Annotated in this window: 11 protein-coding genes; 5 read left to right on the top strand and 6 right to left on the bottom strand. The window is 70.3% G+C overall.

Going from position 1 to position 16,250, the window contains the following annotated elements:
- Positions 1 to 32 precede the first annotated feature (32 nt).
- The 4 genes from AC07OH_RS12670 to AC07OH_RS12655 are packed head-to-tail and all read left to right on the top strand — an operon-like array spanning position 33 to position 6,248.
- Positions 33 to 1,265, top strand: coding sequence for a TolC family protein (locus AC07OH_RS12670; protein WP_495300883.1), 1,233 nt, complete (start codon positions 33 to 35; stop codon positions 1,263 to 1,265).
- Positions 1,262 to 2,755, top strand: coding sequence for an efflux RND transporter periplasmic adaptor subunit (locus AC07OH_RS12665; protein ID WP_495300882.1), 1,494 nt, complete (start codon positions 1,262 to 1,264; stop codon positions 2,753 to 2,755). The genes AC07OH_RS12670 and AC07OH_RS12665 overlap by 4 nt, the downstream gene beginning before the upstream one ends.
- A complete protein-coding gene (locus tag AC07OH_RS12660) occupies positions 2,752 to 5,919 on the top strand; it encodes an efflux RND transporter permease subunit (protein WP_495300881.1) in 3,168 nt (1,055 codons plus the stop codon). The genes AC07OH_RS12665 and AC07OH_RS12660 overlap by 4 nt, the downstream gene beginning before the upstream one ends.
- A complete protein-coding gene (locus AC07OH_RS12655) occupies positions 5,916 to 6,248 on the top strand; it encodes a copper-binding protein (RefSeq protein ID WP_390342689.1) in 333 nt (110 codons plus the stop codon). The genes AC07OH_RS12660 and AC07OH_RS12655 overlap by 4 nt, the downstream gene beginning before the upstream one ends.
- On the opposite strand, the gene cobA is transcribed toward AC07OH_RS12655, so the two are convergent.
- From cobA to nirB, 6 genes are read right to left on the bottom strand one after another with little or no spacing between them, the layout of a single operon-like run.
- Positions 6,245 to 7,051: a uroporphyrinogen-III C-methyltransferase gene (gene cobA / locus AC07OH_RS12650; protein ID WP_307588929.1), complete on the bottom strand. Its 807-nt coding sequence runs from the start codon at positions 7,049 to 7,051 to the stop codon at positions 6,245 to 6,247. The two genes, AC07OH_RS12655 and cobA, sit on opposite strands and share 4 nt — an antisense overlap.
- Positions 7,048 to 7,953 (bottom strand): DNA-binding protein YbiB, encoded by a 906-nt coding sequence (gene ybiB, locus AC07OH_RS12645; protein WP_489058772.1) that lies wholly within the window; start codon positions 7,951 to 7,953, stop codon positions 7,048 to 7,050. Before ybiB ends, cobA begins: the two co-directional genes overlap by 4 nt.
- A gap of 47 nt (positions 7,954 to 8,000) precedes the next feature.
- Positions 8,001 to 10,799 (bottom strand): nitrate reductase, encoded by a 2,799-nt coding sequence (locus AC07OH_RS12640; protein ID WP_495300880.1) that lies wholly within the window; start codon positions 10,797 to 10,799, stop codon positions 8,001 to 8,003.
- A gap of 14 nt (positions 10,800 to 10,813) precedes the next feature.
- Entirely contained in the window at positions 10,814 to 11,203 is a 390-nt protein-coding gene (gene nirD, locus AC07OH_RS12635) for a nitrite reductase small subunit NirD (RefSeq protein ID WP_495300879.1), read from the bottom strand.
- Between the two features lie 11 nt (positions 11,204 to 11,214).
- Positions 11,215 to 12,003, bottom strand: coding sequence for a type IV pili methyl-accepting chemotaxis transducer N-terminal domain-containing protein (locus tag AC07OH_RS12630; RefSeq protein ID WP_495300878.1), 789 nt, complete (start codon positions 12,001 to 12,003; stop codon positions 11,215 to 11,217).
- Positions 12,004 to 12,025: 22 nt separating this feature from the next.
- Positions 12,026 to 14,458, bottom strand: coding sequence for a nitrite reductase large subunit NirB (gene nirB, locus AC07OH_RS12625; protein WP_495300877.1), 2,433 nt, complete (start codon positions 14,456 to 14,458; stop codon positions 12,026 to 12,028).
- Between the two features lie 64 nt (positions 14,459 to 14,522).
- Here nirB and AC07OH_RS12620 point away from each other — a divergent pair, with 64 nt between their 5' ends.
- Positions 14,523 to 16,241: a bifunctional protein-serine/threonine kinase/phosphatase gene (locus AC07OH_RS12620; RefSeq protein WP_495300876.1), complete on the top strand. Its 1,719-nt coding sequence runs from the start codon at positions 14,523 to 14,525 to the stop codon at positions 16,239 to 16,241.
- Positions 16,242 to 16,250: the final 9 nt, after the last annotated feature.

Here is a 16,250-nt window from a genome sequence, read left to right as displayed (position 1 = left end):
CAGCGATTCGCTCGTTCGTTTGCGGAGTTTTCATGTTCATTTCCTTTTCGCGCGCGGCCGCATGGGCTGCCGCGCTGCTGCCGTACCTGGCGACGGCGGCCCCCCTGTCCCTGGCGGACGCGCTTCAGCGGGCGACGCAACGCTCCGAAGCCACCCGCGCCGCCCGTGCCGGTGTCGCCAGCGCCACGGCGGCGGCCTCCGCGGCCCCGCAGCTTCCTGACCCCACGCTGCGCATCGGCGTCGACAACCTGCCCGCGACGGGCGCGGACCGTTTCCACACCACGCGCGATGCGATGACGATGAAGCGCATCGGCCTCAGCCAGGAATGGCTGTCCGCCGACAAGCGCGCCGCGCGGCAGGCCGCCGCCGAGGCGTCGGTCGGGCTGGAGGCGGTGCGGGTGCAGGCCGCCGTGGCCGACACCCGCCGGCAGGCCGCGCTCGCGTACGTGGACGCTTTCTACGCCGGCGAGAGCCTGACGCTCGCGCGGCGCATGGAGCACCATGCCCACGAAGAATTGGAGGCCTCGCGCGCCCGCCTGTCGTCGGCTGCGGGGAGCAGCCAGGACGTGCTGGCCCTGGCCGGCGCCAGAGGCATCGCGGAAGACGAGACGGCCGACCTCCTGCAGCAGCTGGAAGCCGCCGGCGTCGCCTTCCAGCGCTGGGTCGGCGTACCGCCCGACGAACTGCAGTCTCCGGGCACCATCGCCGTGCCGTCCGAAGCCGCCTACGTGGCCGCGCACCCCACGGTCGCGGCCCTGCAGCGCGATGTCGACGTGGCCCGGCAGACGGCGGCCGTCACCGCGTCCAACCGCAAGCCGAACTGGACCTGGGAACTCGCCTATGGCCAGCGCACCGGCTACGCCGACATGGTGTCGGTGGGCCTGAGCATTCCCCTGCCCGTGGCGCCTGGCGAACGGCAGGACCGGGACACCGCCGCCAAGCTGGCCCTCATCGAGAAAGCCGAGGCCGACCTGGCCGAAGCCACCCGGGCCGCGACCGCCGAGTACCAGGCGCTGCGCAGCGATGCGCAACGCCTGCAGCAACGCATCGACCGCTACCGCACGGGCGTGGTCGTTCCGGCCGGCCAGAGAACGGCAGCCGCGACCGCGGCCTACCGCTCCAACCAGGGCAGCCTCGTCACGCTGTTCGAGGCGCGCCATGCCGAAGTCGAAGCGCAGCGCAAGCTGCTGACGCTGCAGCGCGACCTGGCCAGAGCCCAGGTCCAACTGGCCTTCCGGCCGCTCACCACCGAGGGGGCTCCATGAACCGCACACGCACGATCGGCGCTTCGCTGCTGGCCGCCCTGTTGCTCGCCGCAGGCGCCTTCTACCTGGGGCGCACGACCGCCCCCTCCACGGAGGCGCCGGCGATCACGCCGTCCACCCCGGACGGCCGCAAGGTCCTCTACTGGCACGACCCCATGGTGCCGGGCCCGCGCTTCGACAAGCCCGGCAAGTCGCCGTTCATGGACATGCAGCTGGTGCCCATGTACGCCGACAGCACCACCGGCACGGGCAACGAAGGCGGCGTGCAGGTGAGCCCCACGGTCCAGCAGAACCTCGGCATCCGGTATGCCGGCGTGCGGCGGGCGGAAGTTTCCGCGTCTTTCGATGCCGTCGGCGCCGTGCAATTCGACGAGCGGCTCAATGTCGTCGTGCAGACGCGCGTGGCGGGCTACATCGAGCACCTGTCGGTCCGCGCGCCGATGGAGCGCGTGCGCAAGGGGCAGGCGCTGGCGACGGTCTTCGCGCCTGAATGGCTGGGCCCGCAGAACGAATGGCTGGCCCTCAAGAAATCAGGCGTTCCCGCCGACCTCGTCGCAGCGGCGCGTGATCGCATGCGGGCCCTGTCCATCCCCGCCGAACTCATCCGCCGCAGCGAGGAGACCGGCACGGCGCAGGCGCGCTACGTGCTCACCGCGCCGTCCGACGGTGTGGTGGCCGAGCTGGGCGTGCGCGAAGGCGTCGCGGTCACGCCCGGCATGACGCTGTTCCGCATCGCTGGCCTGGAGAAGGTCTGGGCGGTGGCCGAGATTCCGGAAGCGCAGGCCGTGCGGCTCGCGCGCGGCCAGAAGGTCCGGGCGGTTCTCCAGGCCGATGCGGCTCAGTCGTTCGACGGCACGCTCGACGAGATCCTGCCCGAGGTCAACGCCGCCACCCGCACCCTGAAGGCCCGCTTCGAGGTCGACAACCGGCGCGGCACGCTCACGCCCGGCATGCTGCTGCGCCTGCAGGTGACGGGGCCCGCCAGCACCCGGCTGGTCGTGCCGTCCGAAGCCGTGATCCGCACCGGCAAGCGCGCGGTCGTCATCGTGCGCAAGGCCGACGGCGCGTTCGAGCCGCGCGACGTGTCGACTGGCGCGGACCTCGGCGACGACACCGAGATCGTCTCGGGCCTGATTGAAGGCGAGCAGGTGGTGGCCAGCGGCCAGTTCCTCATCGACTCGGAAGCCCGGCTGCGTTCGGTGCTGGGCAACATGGCATCGCCTGCGGCCACGGCCGCAGCGCCGGCTGCCGCGCTGCACCAGGCCGAAGGCAAGGTCGAAAGCGTGGCGCCCGACGGCCTCACGATCTCGCATGGCCCCGTCGCCACGCTCAAGTGGCCGTCGATGACGATGGGCTTTGCGAAGGCATCGCCCGAGGCGTTCCCGGACATCCAGCCCGGTGACCTGGTCCGCTTCGAGTTCAAGGAGGGCGGCCCCACGGGCTACGAGCTGGTCTCCGTGCAGCGCATGCCACAGGGCACCAAGCGATGATCGCCGCCGTCATCCGCTGGTCGATCGGCAACCGCTTCCTGGTGCTGATCGCGACCCTGTTCCTGGTGGCCGCCGGGTGGTGGTCGGTGGCGCGCACGCCGCTCGACGCGCTGCCCGACCTGTCGGACACGCAGGTCATCATCCGCACGCCGTTCCCCGGCAAGGCGCCCCAGGTGGTCGAAGACCTTGTCACCTACCCGCTGACCACCACCATGCTCAGCGTGCCCGGCGCGAAGACCGTGCGCGGCTACTCGTTCTTCGGCGACTCCTTCGTCTACGTGCTGTTCGACGACAAGACCGACCCCTACTGGGCGCGCTCGCGCGTCGTCGAGTACCTGAACCAGGTGCAGAGCCGGTTGCCCGTGGGGGCGAACGCCTCGCTGGGCCCCGACGCCACGGGCGTGGGCTGGGTCTACGAGTACGCGCTGGTCGACCGCACGGGCACGCGCGACATCGGGCAGCTGCGCGCGCTGAACGACTGGTTCCTCAAGTTCGAACTGAAGACCGTGCCCGACGTGGCCGAGGTCGCCAGCATCGGCGGCATGGTGCGCCAGTACCAGGTGGTGCTCGACCCCGACCGCATGCGCGCGCTGGGCATCACGCAGCAGGTGGTCGTGGCGGCGCTGCAGAAGGCCAACCAGGCTTCGGGCGGCTCGGTCGTGGAACTCGCCGAGGCCGAGTACATGGTGCGTTCGCGCGGCTACCTGCGTTCGCTGGACGACTTCCGCACCATCCCGCTGGCCGTGACGGGCGCCACGCCGGTGCTGCTGCGCGATGTGGCGACCGTGCAGATCGGCCCCGAGATGCGCCGTGGCATCGCGGAGCTCGACGGCGAAGGCGAGGTGGCCGGCGGCGTGATCGTCATGCGCTCGGGCAAGAACGCGCGCTCGACCATCGAGGCCGTCAAGGCCAAGCTCGACGCACTCAAGCCCAGCCTGCCGCCGGGCGTCGAGATCGTGCCGACCTACGACCGCTCGCTGCTGATCGACCGCGCCGTCGACAACCTGCGCGGCAAGCTGATCGAGGAGTTCATCGTGGTGGCGCTGGTCTGCGCGGTCTTCCTGTTCCACCTGCGCTCGGCGCTGGTGGCCGTGGTGGCCTTGCCGATCGGCGTGCTCGCGGCCTTCATCGTGATGCACTGGCAGGGCGTCAACGCCAACATCATGTCGCTGGGCGGCATCGCGATCGCCATCGGGGCGATGGTGGACGGCGCCATCGTGATGGTCGAGAACGTGCACAAGCACATCGAGGCCTTCGAGACGGCGCAGGGTCGGCAGCCGACGGTGGTCGAGCGATGGCGGCTGGTGGCCGACGCGTCGGTGGAGGTCGGGCCGGCGCTGTTCTTCTCGCTGCTGGTGATCACGCTGTCCTTCGTGCCCGTGTTCTCGCTCGAGGCGCAGGAGGGGCGGCTGTTCTCGCCGCTGGCCTTCACCAAGACCTATGCGATGGCGGCGGCAGCGGGCCTGTCGGTGACGCTGATTCCGGTGCTCATGGGCTACCTGGTGCGCGGGCGCATTCCGCACGAAGGCGCCAATCCCGTGAACCGCTTCCTGATGGCCGTGTACCGGCCTGCGCTGGAGCTGGTGCTGCGATTTCCCAAGGGAACGCTCGCCGTCGCCGCGGTGCTGCTGGCGCTGACCGTGGTGCCGCTGATGCGCCTGGGCGGCGAGTTCATGCCGCCGCTGGACGAGGGCGACCTGCTCTACATGCCGTCGGCGCTGCCGGGGCTGTCGGTGTCGAAGGCCGCCGAGCTGCTGCAGCAGACCGACCGCCTGATCAAGACCGTGCCCGAGGTCGCGCGCGTGTTCGGCAAGGCCGGCCGCGCGGACACCGCGACCGACCCCGCGCCGCTCGAGATGTTCGAGACCACGGTCCAGTTCAAGCCGAAGCGCGAGTGGCGCGCCGGCATGACGCCCGACCGGCTGATCGAGGAGCTGGACCGTGCCGTCAAGGTGCCGGGCCTGACCAACGTGTGGGTGCCGCCCATCCGCAACCGCATCGACATGCTGGCCACGGGCATCAAGAGCCCGGTCGGCATCAAGGTGGCGGGCGCGGACCTGGCCACGATCGATGCGCTCACCACGCAGATCGAGGCGGCGGTGAAGGGCGTGCCCGGCGTGTCGTCGGCGCTGGCGGAGCGGCTCACCGGCGGGCGTTATATCGACGTCGATGTCGACCGGCTCGCTGCCGCGCGCTACGGCCTCTCGGCGGCCGATGTGCAGGCCGTCGTGTCCACGGCCATCGGCGGCGAGAACGTGGGCGAAGTCATCCAGGGCCGCGAGCGCTACCCGATCAACGTGCGCTACCCGCGCGAGATCCGCGATTCGCTGGAGCGGCTGCGGCAGCTGCCCTTCGTGACCGACAAGGGCGCGCAGCTATTGCTGGGTGACGTCGCGCGCATCACCATCGAAGACGGCCCGCCGATGCTGCGCAGCGAGAACGCGCGGCTCTCGGGCTGGGTCTACGTCGACGTGCGCGGGCGCGACCTGCGCTCCGCCGTCCACGACATGCAGGCGGCGGTCGACCAGGCCGTGAAGATGCCCGCGGGCTACGCGGTGTCATGGTCCGGCCAGTTCGAGTACCTGGCGCGTGCGACCGAGCGGCTGAAGCTGGTCGTGCCGGCCACGCTGGCGGTCATCTTCGTGCTGCTGTACCTGCTGTTCCGCTCGTTCGCCGATGCGGCCCTCGTGATGGCGGCCGTGCCGTTCTCGCTCGTCGGCGGCTTCTGGCTCATCTGGGCGCTGGGCCATTCGATCTCGGTGGCGACGGCGGTCGGCTTCATCGCGCTGGCCGGCGTGGCGGCCGAGTTCGGCGTGGTGATGCTGGTCTATCTGAAGAACGCGCTGGCACGGCGCCTCGATGCCGGCGAGCCGATGAACGACGAGACGCTCCTGGCCGCGATCCGCGAAGGCGCCGTGCTGCGCGTGCGGCCCAAGGCCATGACCGTGGCCGTCGTGATGGCCGGCCTGCTGCCCATCCTGTGGGGCAGCGGCACCGGCTCGGAGGTGATGACCCGCATTGCCGCGCCCATGGTGGGCGGCATGGTCACCGCGCCGCTGCTGAGCATGCTGGTCGTGCCCGCGGCCTGGTATCTGCTGCGCCGCCGCGCCCCTTTGTCGCCTGCTGTTTCCAACCCCTCATCTCATCAAGGAGCCACTTCATGAACATCCTCCATCCCCTTGCCTTCGCACTGATCGCCGGCCTGGCCGGTGCCGCCCAGGCCCAGGCGCCGAAGAGCGAGCCACCGCCCGCGAAGGCGTCCGCGCCGGGCATGCTGACCGATGCCGTGGTCCAGAAGATCGACCCGGCCCGCGGCCTGATCGTGTTGAAGCACGGCGACATCCCCAACCTGGCGATGCCGCCGATGACGATGGGTTTCGATGTGGCCGAGAAGCAGATGCTTGAACAGGTCAAGCCCGGCGACAAGGTCCGGTTTCATGTCGAGGTGGTGAAGGGCAAGCCGACCGTCACGCACCTCGAAGCGGCGCGCTAGGTGCCGAACCGGCCGGCGTCGCCCGGCTGCAGCGCCGCCGCGGCCAGCCCCTGCAGCACGTCACCCACCACGATCACCGCCGGGCTGGCCAGTCCGGCCTCGGCGATGCGCGCCTGCAGGCCTTGCAGCGTGGTCACGAGGTGACGCTGGTGCGGCAGGCTCGCGTGCTGCACCACGGCCACGGGCGTGTCGCCCGGCAGGCCGTGCAGCAGCTCGCGCTCGATGTGGCCGGCGCCCGAGACGCCCATGTAGATCACCAGTGTCAGGCGGGCGTTGTGCGCCGTGGCGGCCAGCGCGCGCCAGTCGGTCGGGTCTTCGGCCGCGCCGGCGCCGGTCTTGGCGTGGCCGGTGACGAAGACCACGCCCTGCGCGTGATCGCGGTGGGTGAGCGGCACGCCCAGCGAGGTCACGGCGGCCAGGCCGGCGGTGATGCCGTTGACCACCGCGCATTCGATGCCGGCGTCGCGCAGGTGCTCCACCTCTTCGCCGCCGCGCCCGAAGATGAACGGGTCGCCGCCCTTGAGGCGCACCACGGTCTCGCCTTCGCGCACGGCCGTGATCATGAGCCGCTCGATGAACGCCTGCGGCGTGCTCTTGCAGCCGCCGCGCTTGCCCACGTGCACGATGCGCGCGCCGGGCCGGGCGTAGGCCTGGAGCACGGCGTCGTTCACGAGGTCGTCGACCAGCAGCACCGTGGCGGCCTGGATCGCCTTGACGGCCTTGACGGTCAGCAGCTCGGGGTCGCCGGGGCCGGCGCCCACCAGCGTGCAGCGGCCGGTGATGAGGGTGGAAGGGGTGTTCATGCGTGGGAGGCCAGTTCGGTGATGTGCCTGACTTGCGTCGCGATGGCTTCGGGCACGGGAAGCTCGCCGGCCAGCACGCGTCGCGTGTAGGCGGCCGTGGTGGCGACGTCGATTTCTTTCGGCAACCCAGGCACGTCGGCGGCGGTGCCGGCGGCCTGGGCCTGGAGTTCGCTGCGCACGCCGCGCACGAAGCCGTCGATCTGCGCGGTGCGGCGCGGGTCGGAGACCACCTCGCCTTCGAGGCCGCGCGAGAGCAGGGCGGTCATGCCCGTGAGCTCGAAGGTTTCGCCCATCGTGCGGGCGTACTCGGGGTGCGTGTAGCTGGCCACCACCACGCAGGGGCCGGTGGTCGGGCGCATCAGCTTGACCACGCTGTGGCCGGGGTTGCGCAGGCCCACCACGCGGCGCACGTCGAGCAGGCGCTTGAGCGCGGGGTTCAGCAGCTCGGTCGGGGCAAAGCCCACCTGGCCGGCGGCGATCGGGGTGAGCGTGGTCATCGGGGGCATGTCCAGGGCTGAAAGCACGTTCGATGCCAGTACGCGCGAGGTTTCGCTCGCGCTGCCGTGCACCAGCACCGGCAGGCCTTCGCGCGCCAGCAGCAGCGCCAGCAGCGGCGTGAGCACCGGCAGCTTGCGCGCGCCGTTGTAGCTGGGCAGCACGATCAGCGGGCCGCCGCGGGTCGTCACGGGGTTCAGGCGTGCGTGCGTGGCGTCGAGAAAACCGGCCATCTCCTCGGGCGTCTCGCCCTTGATGCGCATGGCCAGGCAGAAGCCGCCGATTTCCAGGTCGGTGACCGTGCCGTCCAGCACCTGGCCGAACAGGTCGCAGGCCTGCTCGCGCGTGAGCGGACGGGCGCCCCGCGCGCCGCGGCCGATTTCCTTGATGTAGTGGCTGATTCCCATGGGTAGGCGGATTGTCCCGCAACGCTTATGCCGGAATGTGAGTCGGCTTATGCCCCCACGGCCAGTGCTTCGGCCGGGGTGGCCCGCACCATGCGCTTGAGCTCCGGCACGCACGACCCGCAGTTGGTGCCGCACTTCAGCGCCCCCTGCAGCGCCGCCAGCCGTTCGTCTGCGCTGCCGGTGCAGCGCAGCAGCTCGGCCTCGATGGCGCGGTCGGTCACGTTGAAGCAGGCGCACACCGGCTTGCCGCGCGACTGCACGGCGACCGGCGCGCGGGCGCCCGGCGACAGCAGCAGGCGGCCGTAGCTTTGCGCGGGCAGTTCCTCGCGCAGCAGGGTGGCGATCCAGGCTTCGGCGCTGGTGTCGCCGCCCAGCAGGAAGGCTTCGAGCCCGGCGCTGCCGTCGGCGCGGCGCACCAGCCGCGCGGCGCGGCGCTGGCCGCGGCGGTGGTCGGCATAGCGCAGGGTGTCGGCGGTCTGCAGGCCCAGAAGGGCTTCGATCTGGCCGACCAGCGCGGCGTCGGGCGCGTCGTGCGCGGCGGCGCGGAACAGGACGCCGCTGCGCTCTTCCTCGCCCGGCGCATTGCCCGCGAACGGCACGCAGGTGGCGAAGGGGAACAGCGCCATCAGCGGCTGCAGCGCGCGCTGCGCCGTGAGGGCGTCGCCGGCGGGCAGCCAGGCCATGGCCAGCAGCGACCACGGCAGCTCGGCCTTGAGGATCTTCACCGGCGTGTGCTTGAGCTCGGGCTGTTTCGAGGTCGGGCAGTAGGCCGGCGTGGTCAGCGCATTGATGCCCGCGAGCCGCACGCCGGTCGACGAGCAGCCGCTCAGGTACTCCTCGCCCCAGTGCATGGCGACGAAGGCCTGGCTCATACCGATCTCGGCGCTGGCGCGTGCCGGCAGCAGGATCGAGCCGCGCTTCGATGTGAGGTGCACCAGGTCGCCCTCGGCGATCTGGCGGCGCGCCATGTCCTGCGCGTTCATCTGCACCACGGGCTCGGCCACGTGGCCGAACAGCTTGCCGACCGTGCCGGTGCGGCTCATGCCGTGCCACTGGTCGCGCAGCCGGCCGGTGTTCAGTGAGAAGGGGTAGCGTGCCTCGCGTGCCTCGGCCACGGGTTTGTAGGGCGTGTCGACAAAGCGCGCGCGACCGTCGGGCGTGGGGAACACCCCGTCTTCGTACAAGCGCACGCGGCCGGTGCGTTCGCCTTCCTTCAGCGGCCATTGCTGCGGACCGGCGCTCTCGAGCATCGCGTAGCTCAGGCCGGTGATGTCGAGGTCGCGCCCGCGCGTGGATTCGCGGTGCTCGTTCCAGACCGACTCGGCGCTCTCGTACGGGAACAGCGTGAAGCTGCGGCCCAGCTGCGCTTCGAGCCGGCGCGCAAAGGCCACGGCGATCGACCAGTCGTTGCGCGCTTCGCCCGGCGCCGGCACGGCGGGGCGCACGCGCGAGATGCGGCGCTCGCTGTTGGTCACGGTGCCTTCCTTCTCGCCCCAGGTAGTGGCGGGCAGCAGCAGGTCGGCGAAGGCGCAGGTGGCGGTGGTGGCGAAGGCTTCCTGCACCACGACGAACTCGGCGCGTTCGAGCGCGCGGCGCACCGTGGCCTGGTCGGGCATCGATTGCGCGGGGTTGGTGCAGGCGATCCACAGCGCGCGGATCTCGCCGTCGGCCGCGGCCTGGAACATCTCCACGGCCGTCTTGCCCGGCTTCTCGGGCACCGAAGGCACGCCCCACAGCGCGGCCACTTCGGCGCGGTGCTCGGGGTTGGCCAGGTCGCGGTGCGCGCTCAGCAGGTTGGCCAGGCCGCCCACCTCGCGCCCGCCCATCGCATTGGGCTGGCCCGTGAGCGAGAACGGACCGGCGCCGGGCTTGCCGATCTGGCCCGTGGCCAGGTGCAGGTTGATCAGAGCGGCGTTCTTCGCCGTGCCGCTGGACGACTGGTTCAGGCCCTGGCAATACAGGCTCAGCGTGGCGGGCGAGGTGGCGAATAGCCGTGCCGCCGCGAGCAGGTCGTCCTTCGGAATGCCGCACACCTGCGCGACCTTGTCGGGCGTGCACTCGCGCACCGTGGCCTTGAGCGCGTCGAAGCCGTTCGTGCGGGCCGCGATGTAGGCGGTGTCGGTCCAGCCTTCCCACAGCATCAGGTGCAGCATGCCGTGGAACAGCATGACGTCGGTGCCGGGCTGGATCGGCAGGAACAGGTCGGCGATCTCGACCGTGTCGGTGCGGCGCGGGTCGGCCACGACGATCTTCAGCGCCGGGTTCGCGGCCTTTGCGTCCTCGATGCGGCGGAACAGGATGGGGTGCGCCCACGCCGTGTTGCTGCCCACGATGAACAGGCACTCGGCGTGCTTCAGGTCGTCGTAGCAGGCCGGCGGCGCATCGGCGCCCAGCGTCTGCTTGTAGCCGGCCACGGCGCTGCTCATGCACAGGCGCGAATTGGTGTCGATGTTGTTGGTGCCGACCAGGCCCTTGGCGAGCTTGTTGAAGACGTAGTAGTCCTCGGTGAGCAGCTGGCCCGACACGTAGAAGCCGACCGCGTCGGGGCCGTGGTCGCGGACCACTTGTGCGAACTTGCCGGCCGCGAGGTCGAGCGCCGCATCCCAGCCGACGACCGCGGGCGCTTCGCCGCGCACCGCACGCTGCATCGGCTGCAGCAGCCGCGTCTGGCGCGTGACGATCGCGCTGGCCGTGAGGTGCAAGGTCGAGCCCTTGGTGCACAGGCGCCCGAAGTTGGCCGGGTGGTCGGGGTCGCCGCGCACGCCGGTGATCTGCGCGCCGTCGGATTCGATGATCACACCGCAGCCCACGCCGCAGTAGGGGCAGGTGGACTTCGTCTCGTTCATGGGCGCGGCCGGTCTCAAGCGGAAACGAGCGCGATGGTGCGCGCCGGGCCGGCCACGGGGCGTGGCAGGTCGATGGCATGCGTTGCCAGTTCGTGCGCATCGAGATGCACCACGCCGTCCGTCACCTGCACCGCGAACTTCGGCGTGCAGCCTTCGTCGGGCGACTTGGCGCAGCCGTCGTCCAGCCCTATGGCCCAGTTGTGTAGCGGGCAGGCCACGCTGGTGCCGAACACGATGCCCTGGCTCAGCGGGCCGCCCTTGTGCGGGCAGCGGTCGAGCAGTGCGAAGACCTGGTCTTCGGCGTTGCGGAACACGGCAACGTCCACACCTTCAGGGCGCGTCACGCGGCGCGCACCGAGCACGGGAATGTCGTCGATGCGGCAGATGGCTTTCCATTCACTCATGGTGGGGCTCTCTAGGATTTGAGGTCGGAATACAGGCCGGTCACGCGGTCCATGATGGCGAGCAGGTTCTCGCTGGTCACGAACACGTCGGACATGTGGGCAGGCGAAGCCACGGCGCCTTCGAGGCGCTGGAGCCCGCGGTTGAAGAACATCCATTGCGCGTCGGCCAGCACCAGCTCCTGACGGATCTGCGCGGTGGCTTCGGGCGCGTTGCGCAGGATGTCCAGCGCGCTCAGGAATTCGGCGCGCGACCGGGCGATCTCTGCTGCGCTGCCGGCCGCATCGATCTGCATCGCGCCGGCCAGGTAGAACTTGGCCATGCGCTGCGACAGCATGCGCTGCCGGCCCGCGATGTTGACCAGCCGGCCCACGGGCTTGCCCGAAGCGGCTTCGTACTGCGCGGTGCCCTGGTTCGCGAGCGCGAGCACGGTGGCGTCGAGCTTCACCACCTTGGCGGCTTCGTCCTTGCCCGGCGTCGCACTGGTGAGCTCGCGCTTGAAGTCGTTCCAGCTGCCGTCGAGCGCGTCGTAGGTGCCGCGGATCGTGGCGTTCGGCGCGAAGGCCTTGAGTTCGCCCAGTTGCTTTTCGAACAGCGCGATCGACTTGTCGAGCACCTGCTGCGCGCTGCGCGGTTCCACCTTCTGCAAGAGCGCCAGGTAGGCCTTGCTCGCGCGCTGCGACAGCATGCGCTGGCGGCCCGCCTTGTTGATGGCGTCGTTGAGGTCGGTCACCTGGGCGCGGGCGCTCACCCCCGTCAGGGAGGTCAGCGTAGCGGCGGCGATGAAGCGTCTTCGTTTCAAGCGTCTTTCTCCACTCTTGCGCTCAGGCAGACAGCGGCTCGAACTGCCGCACGTCCACCGACGCCTGCGCCGACTCGAACCACGGATCGGGTTCGCCGTCGAGCGCGAACTGCAGCCGCTCCCACAGTGCCTTGCGGCCCTCGGCGTCTTCGAGGATCTTCTTCTTCACGTAGTCCAGCCCCACGCGGCCGATGTAGTGCACCGTGCGCTCCAGGTACCAGCCTTCCTCGCGGTACAGCTGCAGGAAGGCGCCGGTGAACTCCATCACTTCCGTGCTGGTCTTCACCTTCACGAGGAACTGAGCCACCTCGGTCTTGATGCCGCCGTTGCCGCCCACGTACAGCTCCCAGCCCGAGTCGACGCCGATCACGCCCACGTCCTTGATGCCGGCCTCGGCGCAGTTGCGCGGGCAGCCCGACACGGCCAGCTTGACCTTGTGCGGCGAGTACATGGCCCACAGCGCGCGCTCCAGGTCCTTGCCCATCTGCGTGCTGTCCTGCGTGCCGAAGCGGCACCACTCGCTGCCCACGCAGGTCTTCACCGTGCGCAGCGACTTGGCATAGGCAAAGCCCGAGGGCATGCCGATGTCCTTCCACACGCCTTCCAGGTCTTCCTTCTTCACGCCCAGCAGGTCGATGCGCTGGCCGCCCGTGACCTTGACGGTCGGGATCTTGTACTTGTCGGCCGCATCGGCAATGCGGCGCAGCTCGTCGGGCGTGGTGTGGCCGCCCCACATGCGCGGAATGACGGAGTAGGTGCCGTCCTTCTGGATGTTGGCGTGGCTGCGCTCGTTGATGAAGCGGCTCTGCGGATCGTCCTTGGCTTCTTTCGGCCAGGTGCTGATGAGGTAGTAGTTGACGGCCGGGCGGCAGGTGGCGCAGCCGTTGGGCGTGCGCCAGCCCATGCCGCGGTACACGTCGGCGTGCGTGAGCCAGTGTTCCTTGCGGATGGCGTCGCGCACGTCCTGGTGGCTCATGTCGGTGCAGCCGCACACGGCCTTCTTCTTCGGCGTGGCCGAGTAGTCGCCGCCGGCCGTGAACATCAAAATCTGCTCGACCAGCCCGGTGCACGAGCCGCAGCTGGCGCTGGCCTTGGTGTGCTTCTTCACCTCGTCGAGCGTGAACAGGCCCTTCTCCTTGATGGCCTTGCAGATGGTGCCCTTGTTCACACCGTTGCAGCCGCACACCTCGGCGTCGTCGGGCATGCTCGCGGCCTTGCTGTGGCCTTCGTGGCCGGTGTCGCCGATGTTCGATTCGCCGAACATCAGCTTGTCGCGGATGTCGTGCACGCTGCGACCGTCGCGCAGCAGCTTGAAGTACCAGCTGCCGTCGACCGTGTCGCCGTACAGGCAGGCGCCGATGAGCTTGTCGTCCTTGAGCACCAGCTTCTTGTAGACGCCGCCGAAGGGGTCGCTCATCACGATTTCTTCGGTGCCTTCGCCGCCCATGAACTCGCCGGCGCTGAACAGGTCGATGCCCGTCACCTTGAGCTTGGTCGACGTGAGCGAGCCCAGGTAGCGGCCGATGCCGAACTGCGCGAGGTGGTTGGCCGCCACCTTGGCCTGCTCGAACAGCGGTGCGACCAGGCCGTAGGCGATGCCGCGGTGCGCCGCGCATTCGCCCACCGAGTAGATGCGCGCATCGGTCACGGTCTGCATGGTGTCGGTGACCACGATGCCGCGGTTGCAGTGCAGACGCATCTTCTCGGCCAGCTCCACATTGGGGCGGATGCCCACGGCCATCACCACGAGGTCGGCCGCGACCTCGGTCCCGTCCTTGAAGCGGATGGCCTTTACGCGGCCGTCGTCACCACCGACCAGGTCCTGCGTCTGCGCGCCCATCAGGAACTTCAGGCCGCGGTCTTCGAGCGACTTCTGCAGCAGCTTGCCCGCCACGTCGTCGAGCTGGCGCTCCATGAGCCAGGGCATGACGTGCACCACCGTCACGGTCATGCCGCGCAGCATCAGGCCGTTGGCCGCTTCCAGGCCCAGCAGGCCGCCGCCGATGACCACCGCGTTCTTGTGCGTGCGCGCGGTCTCGATCATGTAGTCGGTGTCGGCGATGTCGCGGTAGGCGATCACGCCCTTCAGGTCCTTGCCGGGCACGGGCAGCATGAAGGGGTTGGAGCCGGTGCACATCAGCAGGCGGTCGTAGGCGGCCTCGGTGCCATCTTCCGCGCGCACGATGCGCTTGACGCGGTCGACCTCTACCACCTTCTTGCCGGCGTGCAGCGTGATGTGGTTGTCGGAGTACCACTCCCAGCTGTTGAGCACGATCTCGTCCACCGTCTGCTCGCCCGCGAGCACCGGCGACAGCAGGATGCGGTTGTAGTTGGGGTGCGGCTCGGCGCCGAAGACGGTGATGTCGTACAGGTCGGGTGCGATCTTCAGCAGCTCTTCGAGCGTGCGCACGCCGGCCATGCCGTTGCCGACCATCACGAGTTTCATTTTCTTCATGGGGCTGGACCTTTCAGGGAAATCAAGCGAACGACAGCCCGTGGCGCGCGGTCAGAATCGCGCCATGAGCTTTGAAGTGGACATCGGCTACAGCAGCCAGCGCGGGCCGCGCGACGCGAACGAAGACTTCGCCGGCACGGTGCATGCACCGGCCGGCGACGAGGCGCGCGGGCTCATCGCGGCCATTGCCGACGGGGTCTCGAGTGGCGGACGCGGCCGCGAGGCGGCGCAGACCACGGTGATGGGTCTGCTGGCCGACTACTTCGCCACGCCCGCGACCTGGGAGCCGACCGCCGCGCTCGACCGCCTGATCGGCGCGCAGAACGGCTGGCTGGCCGACCACAACCGCCGGCGCCAGGGAAAACAGGAGGGCGCCGGCACGGCGCTCACCACGCTCACCGCGCTGGTGCTGCACGGCCAGAGCTACACGCTGGCCCACGTGGGCGACACGCGCGCCTGGCGCGTGCGCGCCGACGGCGAGCCCGCGCAGCTGCTCACGCAGGACCACGCCTTCGACCACCCCGACATGCGCAGCCGGCTCACGCGCGCCATCGGCCTGGACGACCAGGTGCGCGTCGACTACCTGCAGGGCGACGTGCGCGTGGGCGACTGCTTCGTGCTCAGCACCGACGGCGTGCACGGCGTGCTCAAGCCGCAGCAGGTGGCCGCGCTCGCGCTGCAGGGCGACGCCGAGGCCGCGAGCGAGGCGCTGGTGCAGGCGGCGCTGGCCGCCGGCACGCGCGACAACGCGACCGCGCTGGTGATCCGCGTGGTGGGGCTCGATGCGCGCCAGCTTGACGACGAACTCGGCGACGGCCGCCGCCTGGCGCCGCCCCCGTGGCTCAAGGTGGGCGACGTGCTCGACGGCTACGTCGTCACCGGCCTGGTGGCCGACACCGGCGTGCACCTGCTGTACCAGGCGCGCCATCCCGTCACGCGCGAGCTGGTCGCGCTCAAGACCTTGCATCCCTCGCGCGCCGGCGACCCGCAGGAGCGCGCGATGCTGGCGCACGAAGCCTGGCTGGGGCAGCGCGTGGGGCAGGGCGGCGGCTTCGTGCGCGTGCACGAGCGCGCGCCCGACGCCAGCGCGCTGTACATCGTGTTCGACTGGCACGGCGGGCGCACGCTCGAGCAGATGCGCAAGGACGGCACGCGCGGCAGCGTGGCCGAGGTGGTCGCTGCGGCCATCGAGGTGAGCCGCGCACTCGGGCGGCTGCACCGCCACGGCGTGGTCCACCGCGACATCAAGCCCGGCAACCTGCACCGGGGCGACGACGGGCGCTGGCGCATCCTCGACCTGGGCGTGGCGATCTCGGGCCGCGAAGGCGCGGCGCAGCGCGAGCTGCATGCGGGCACGCCGAGCTACATCAACCCCGAGCAGTGGGAAGAGGGCGGCGCGGCCGATGCGGGCAGCGACCTGTTCGCGCTCGGCGCCACGCTCTACCAGTGGCTCGGCGGCCACCTGCCCTACGGCGAGATCGAGCCTTACCAGGTGGCGCGCTACCGGCGCGACCCGGTCGCGCTCTCGCGCCTGCGGCCCGACGTGCCCGTGTGGCTCGACCACCTCGTGCGCAAGGCCGTGGCCCGCGACCCGCGCGAACGCTTCGAGACCGCCGAGGAGATGCTGCTCGCGCTGGAGCGCGGCGCCTCGCGCCCCGTGAACGCGCCCGCCGCCACGCCGCTGATCCGCCGCGATCCGCTCGCGCTGTACCAGCTCGCGCTCGGCGTGTCCGTTCTCTTCAACGTGCTGCTCATCGTGTGGCTTCTCTTCCTTCCACGTTGAGCGGGGGCG

It is taken from the genome of Variovorax sp. GW821-FHT10C12 (genome assembly GCF_059415405.1).
This window is presented reverse-complemented; position numbering and strand designations above follow the sequence as displayed.

Excerpts from the sequence above, each read along its gene's own strand:
- nirB (WP_495300877.1), bottom strand. The coding sequence starts at position 14,458 with ATGAAGAAAATGAAACTCGTGATGGTCGGCAACGGCATGGCCGGCGTG.
- AC07OH_RS12655 (WP_390342689.1), top strand. The coding sequence starts at position 5,916 with ATGAACATCCTCCATCCCCTTGCCTTCGCACTGATCGCCGGCCTGGCC.
- nirD (WP_495300879.1), bottom strand. The coding sequence starts at position 11,203 with ATGAGTGAATGGAAAGCCATCTGCCGCATCGACGACATTCCCGTGCTC.
- AC07OH_RS12670 (WP_495300883.1), top strand. The coding sequence starts at position 33 with ATGTTCATTTCCTTTTCGCGCGCGGCCGCATGGGCTGCCGCGCTGCTG.
- AC07OH_RS12620 (WP_495300876.1), top strand. The coding sequence starts at position 14,523 with ATGAGCTTTGAAGTGGACATCGGCTACAGCAGCCAGCGCGGGCCGCGC.
- cobA (WP_307588929.1), bottom strand. The coding sequence starts at position 7,051 with ATGAACACCCCTTCCACCCTCATCACCGGCCGCTGCACGCTGGTGGGC.
- AC07OH_RS12640 (WP_495300880.1), bottom strand. The coding sequence starts at position 10,799 with ATGAACGAGACGAAGTCCACCTGCCCCTACTGCGGCGTGGGCTGCGGT.
- AC07OH_RS12660 (WP_495300881.1), top strand. The coding sequence starts at position 2,752 with ATGATCGCCGCCGTCATCCGCTGGTCGATCGGCAACCGCTTCCTGGTG.
- AC07OH_RS12665 (WP_495300882.1), top strand. The coding sequence starts at position 1,262 with ATGAACCGCACACGCACGATCGGCGCTTCGCTGCTGGCCGCCCTGTTG.
- ybiB (WP_489058772.1), bottom strand. The coding sequence starts at position 7,953 with ATGGGAATCAGCCACTACATCAAGGAAATCGGCCGCGGCGCGCGGGGC.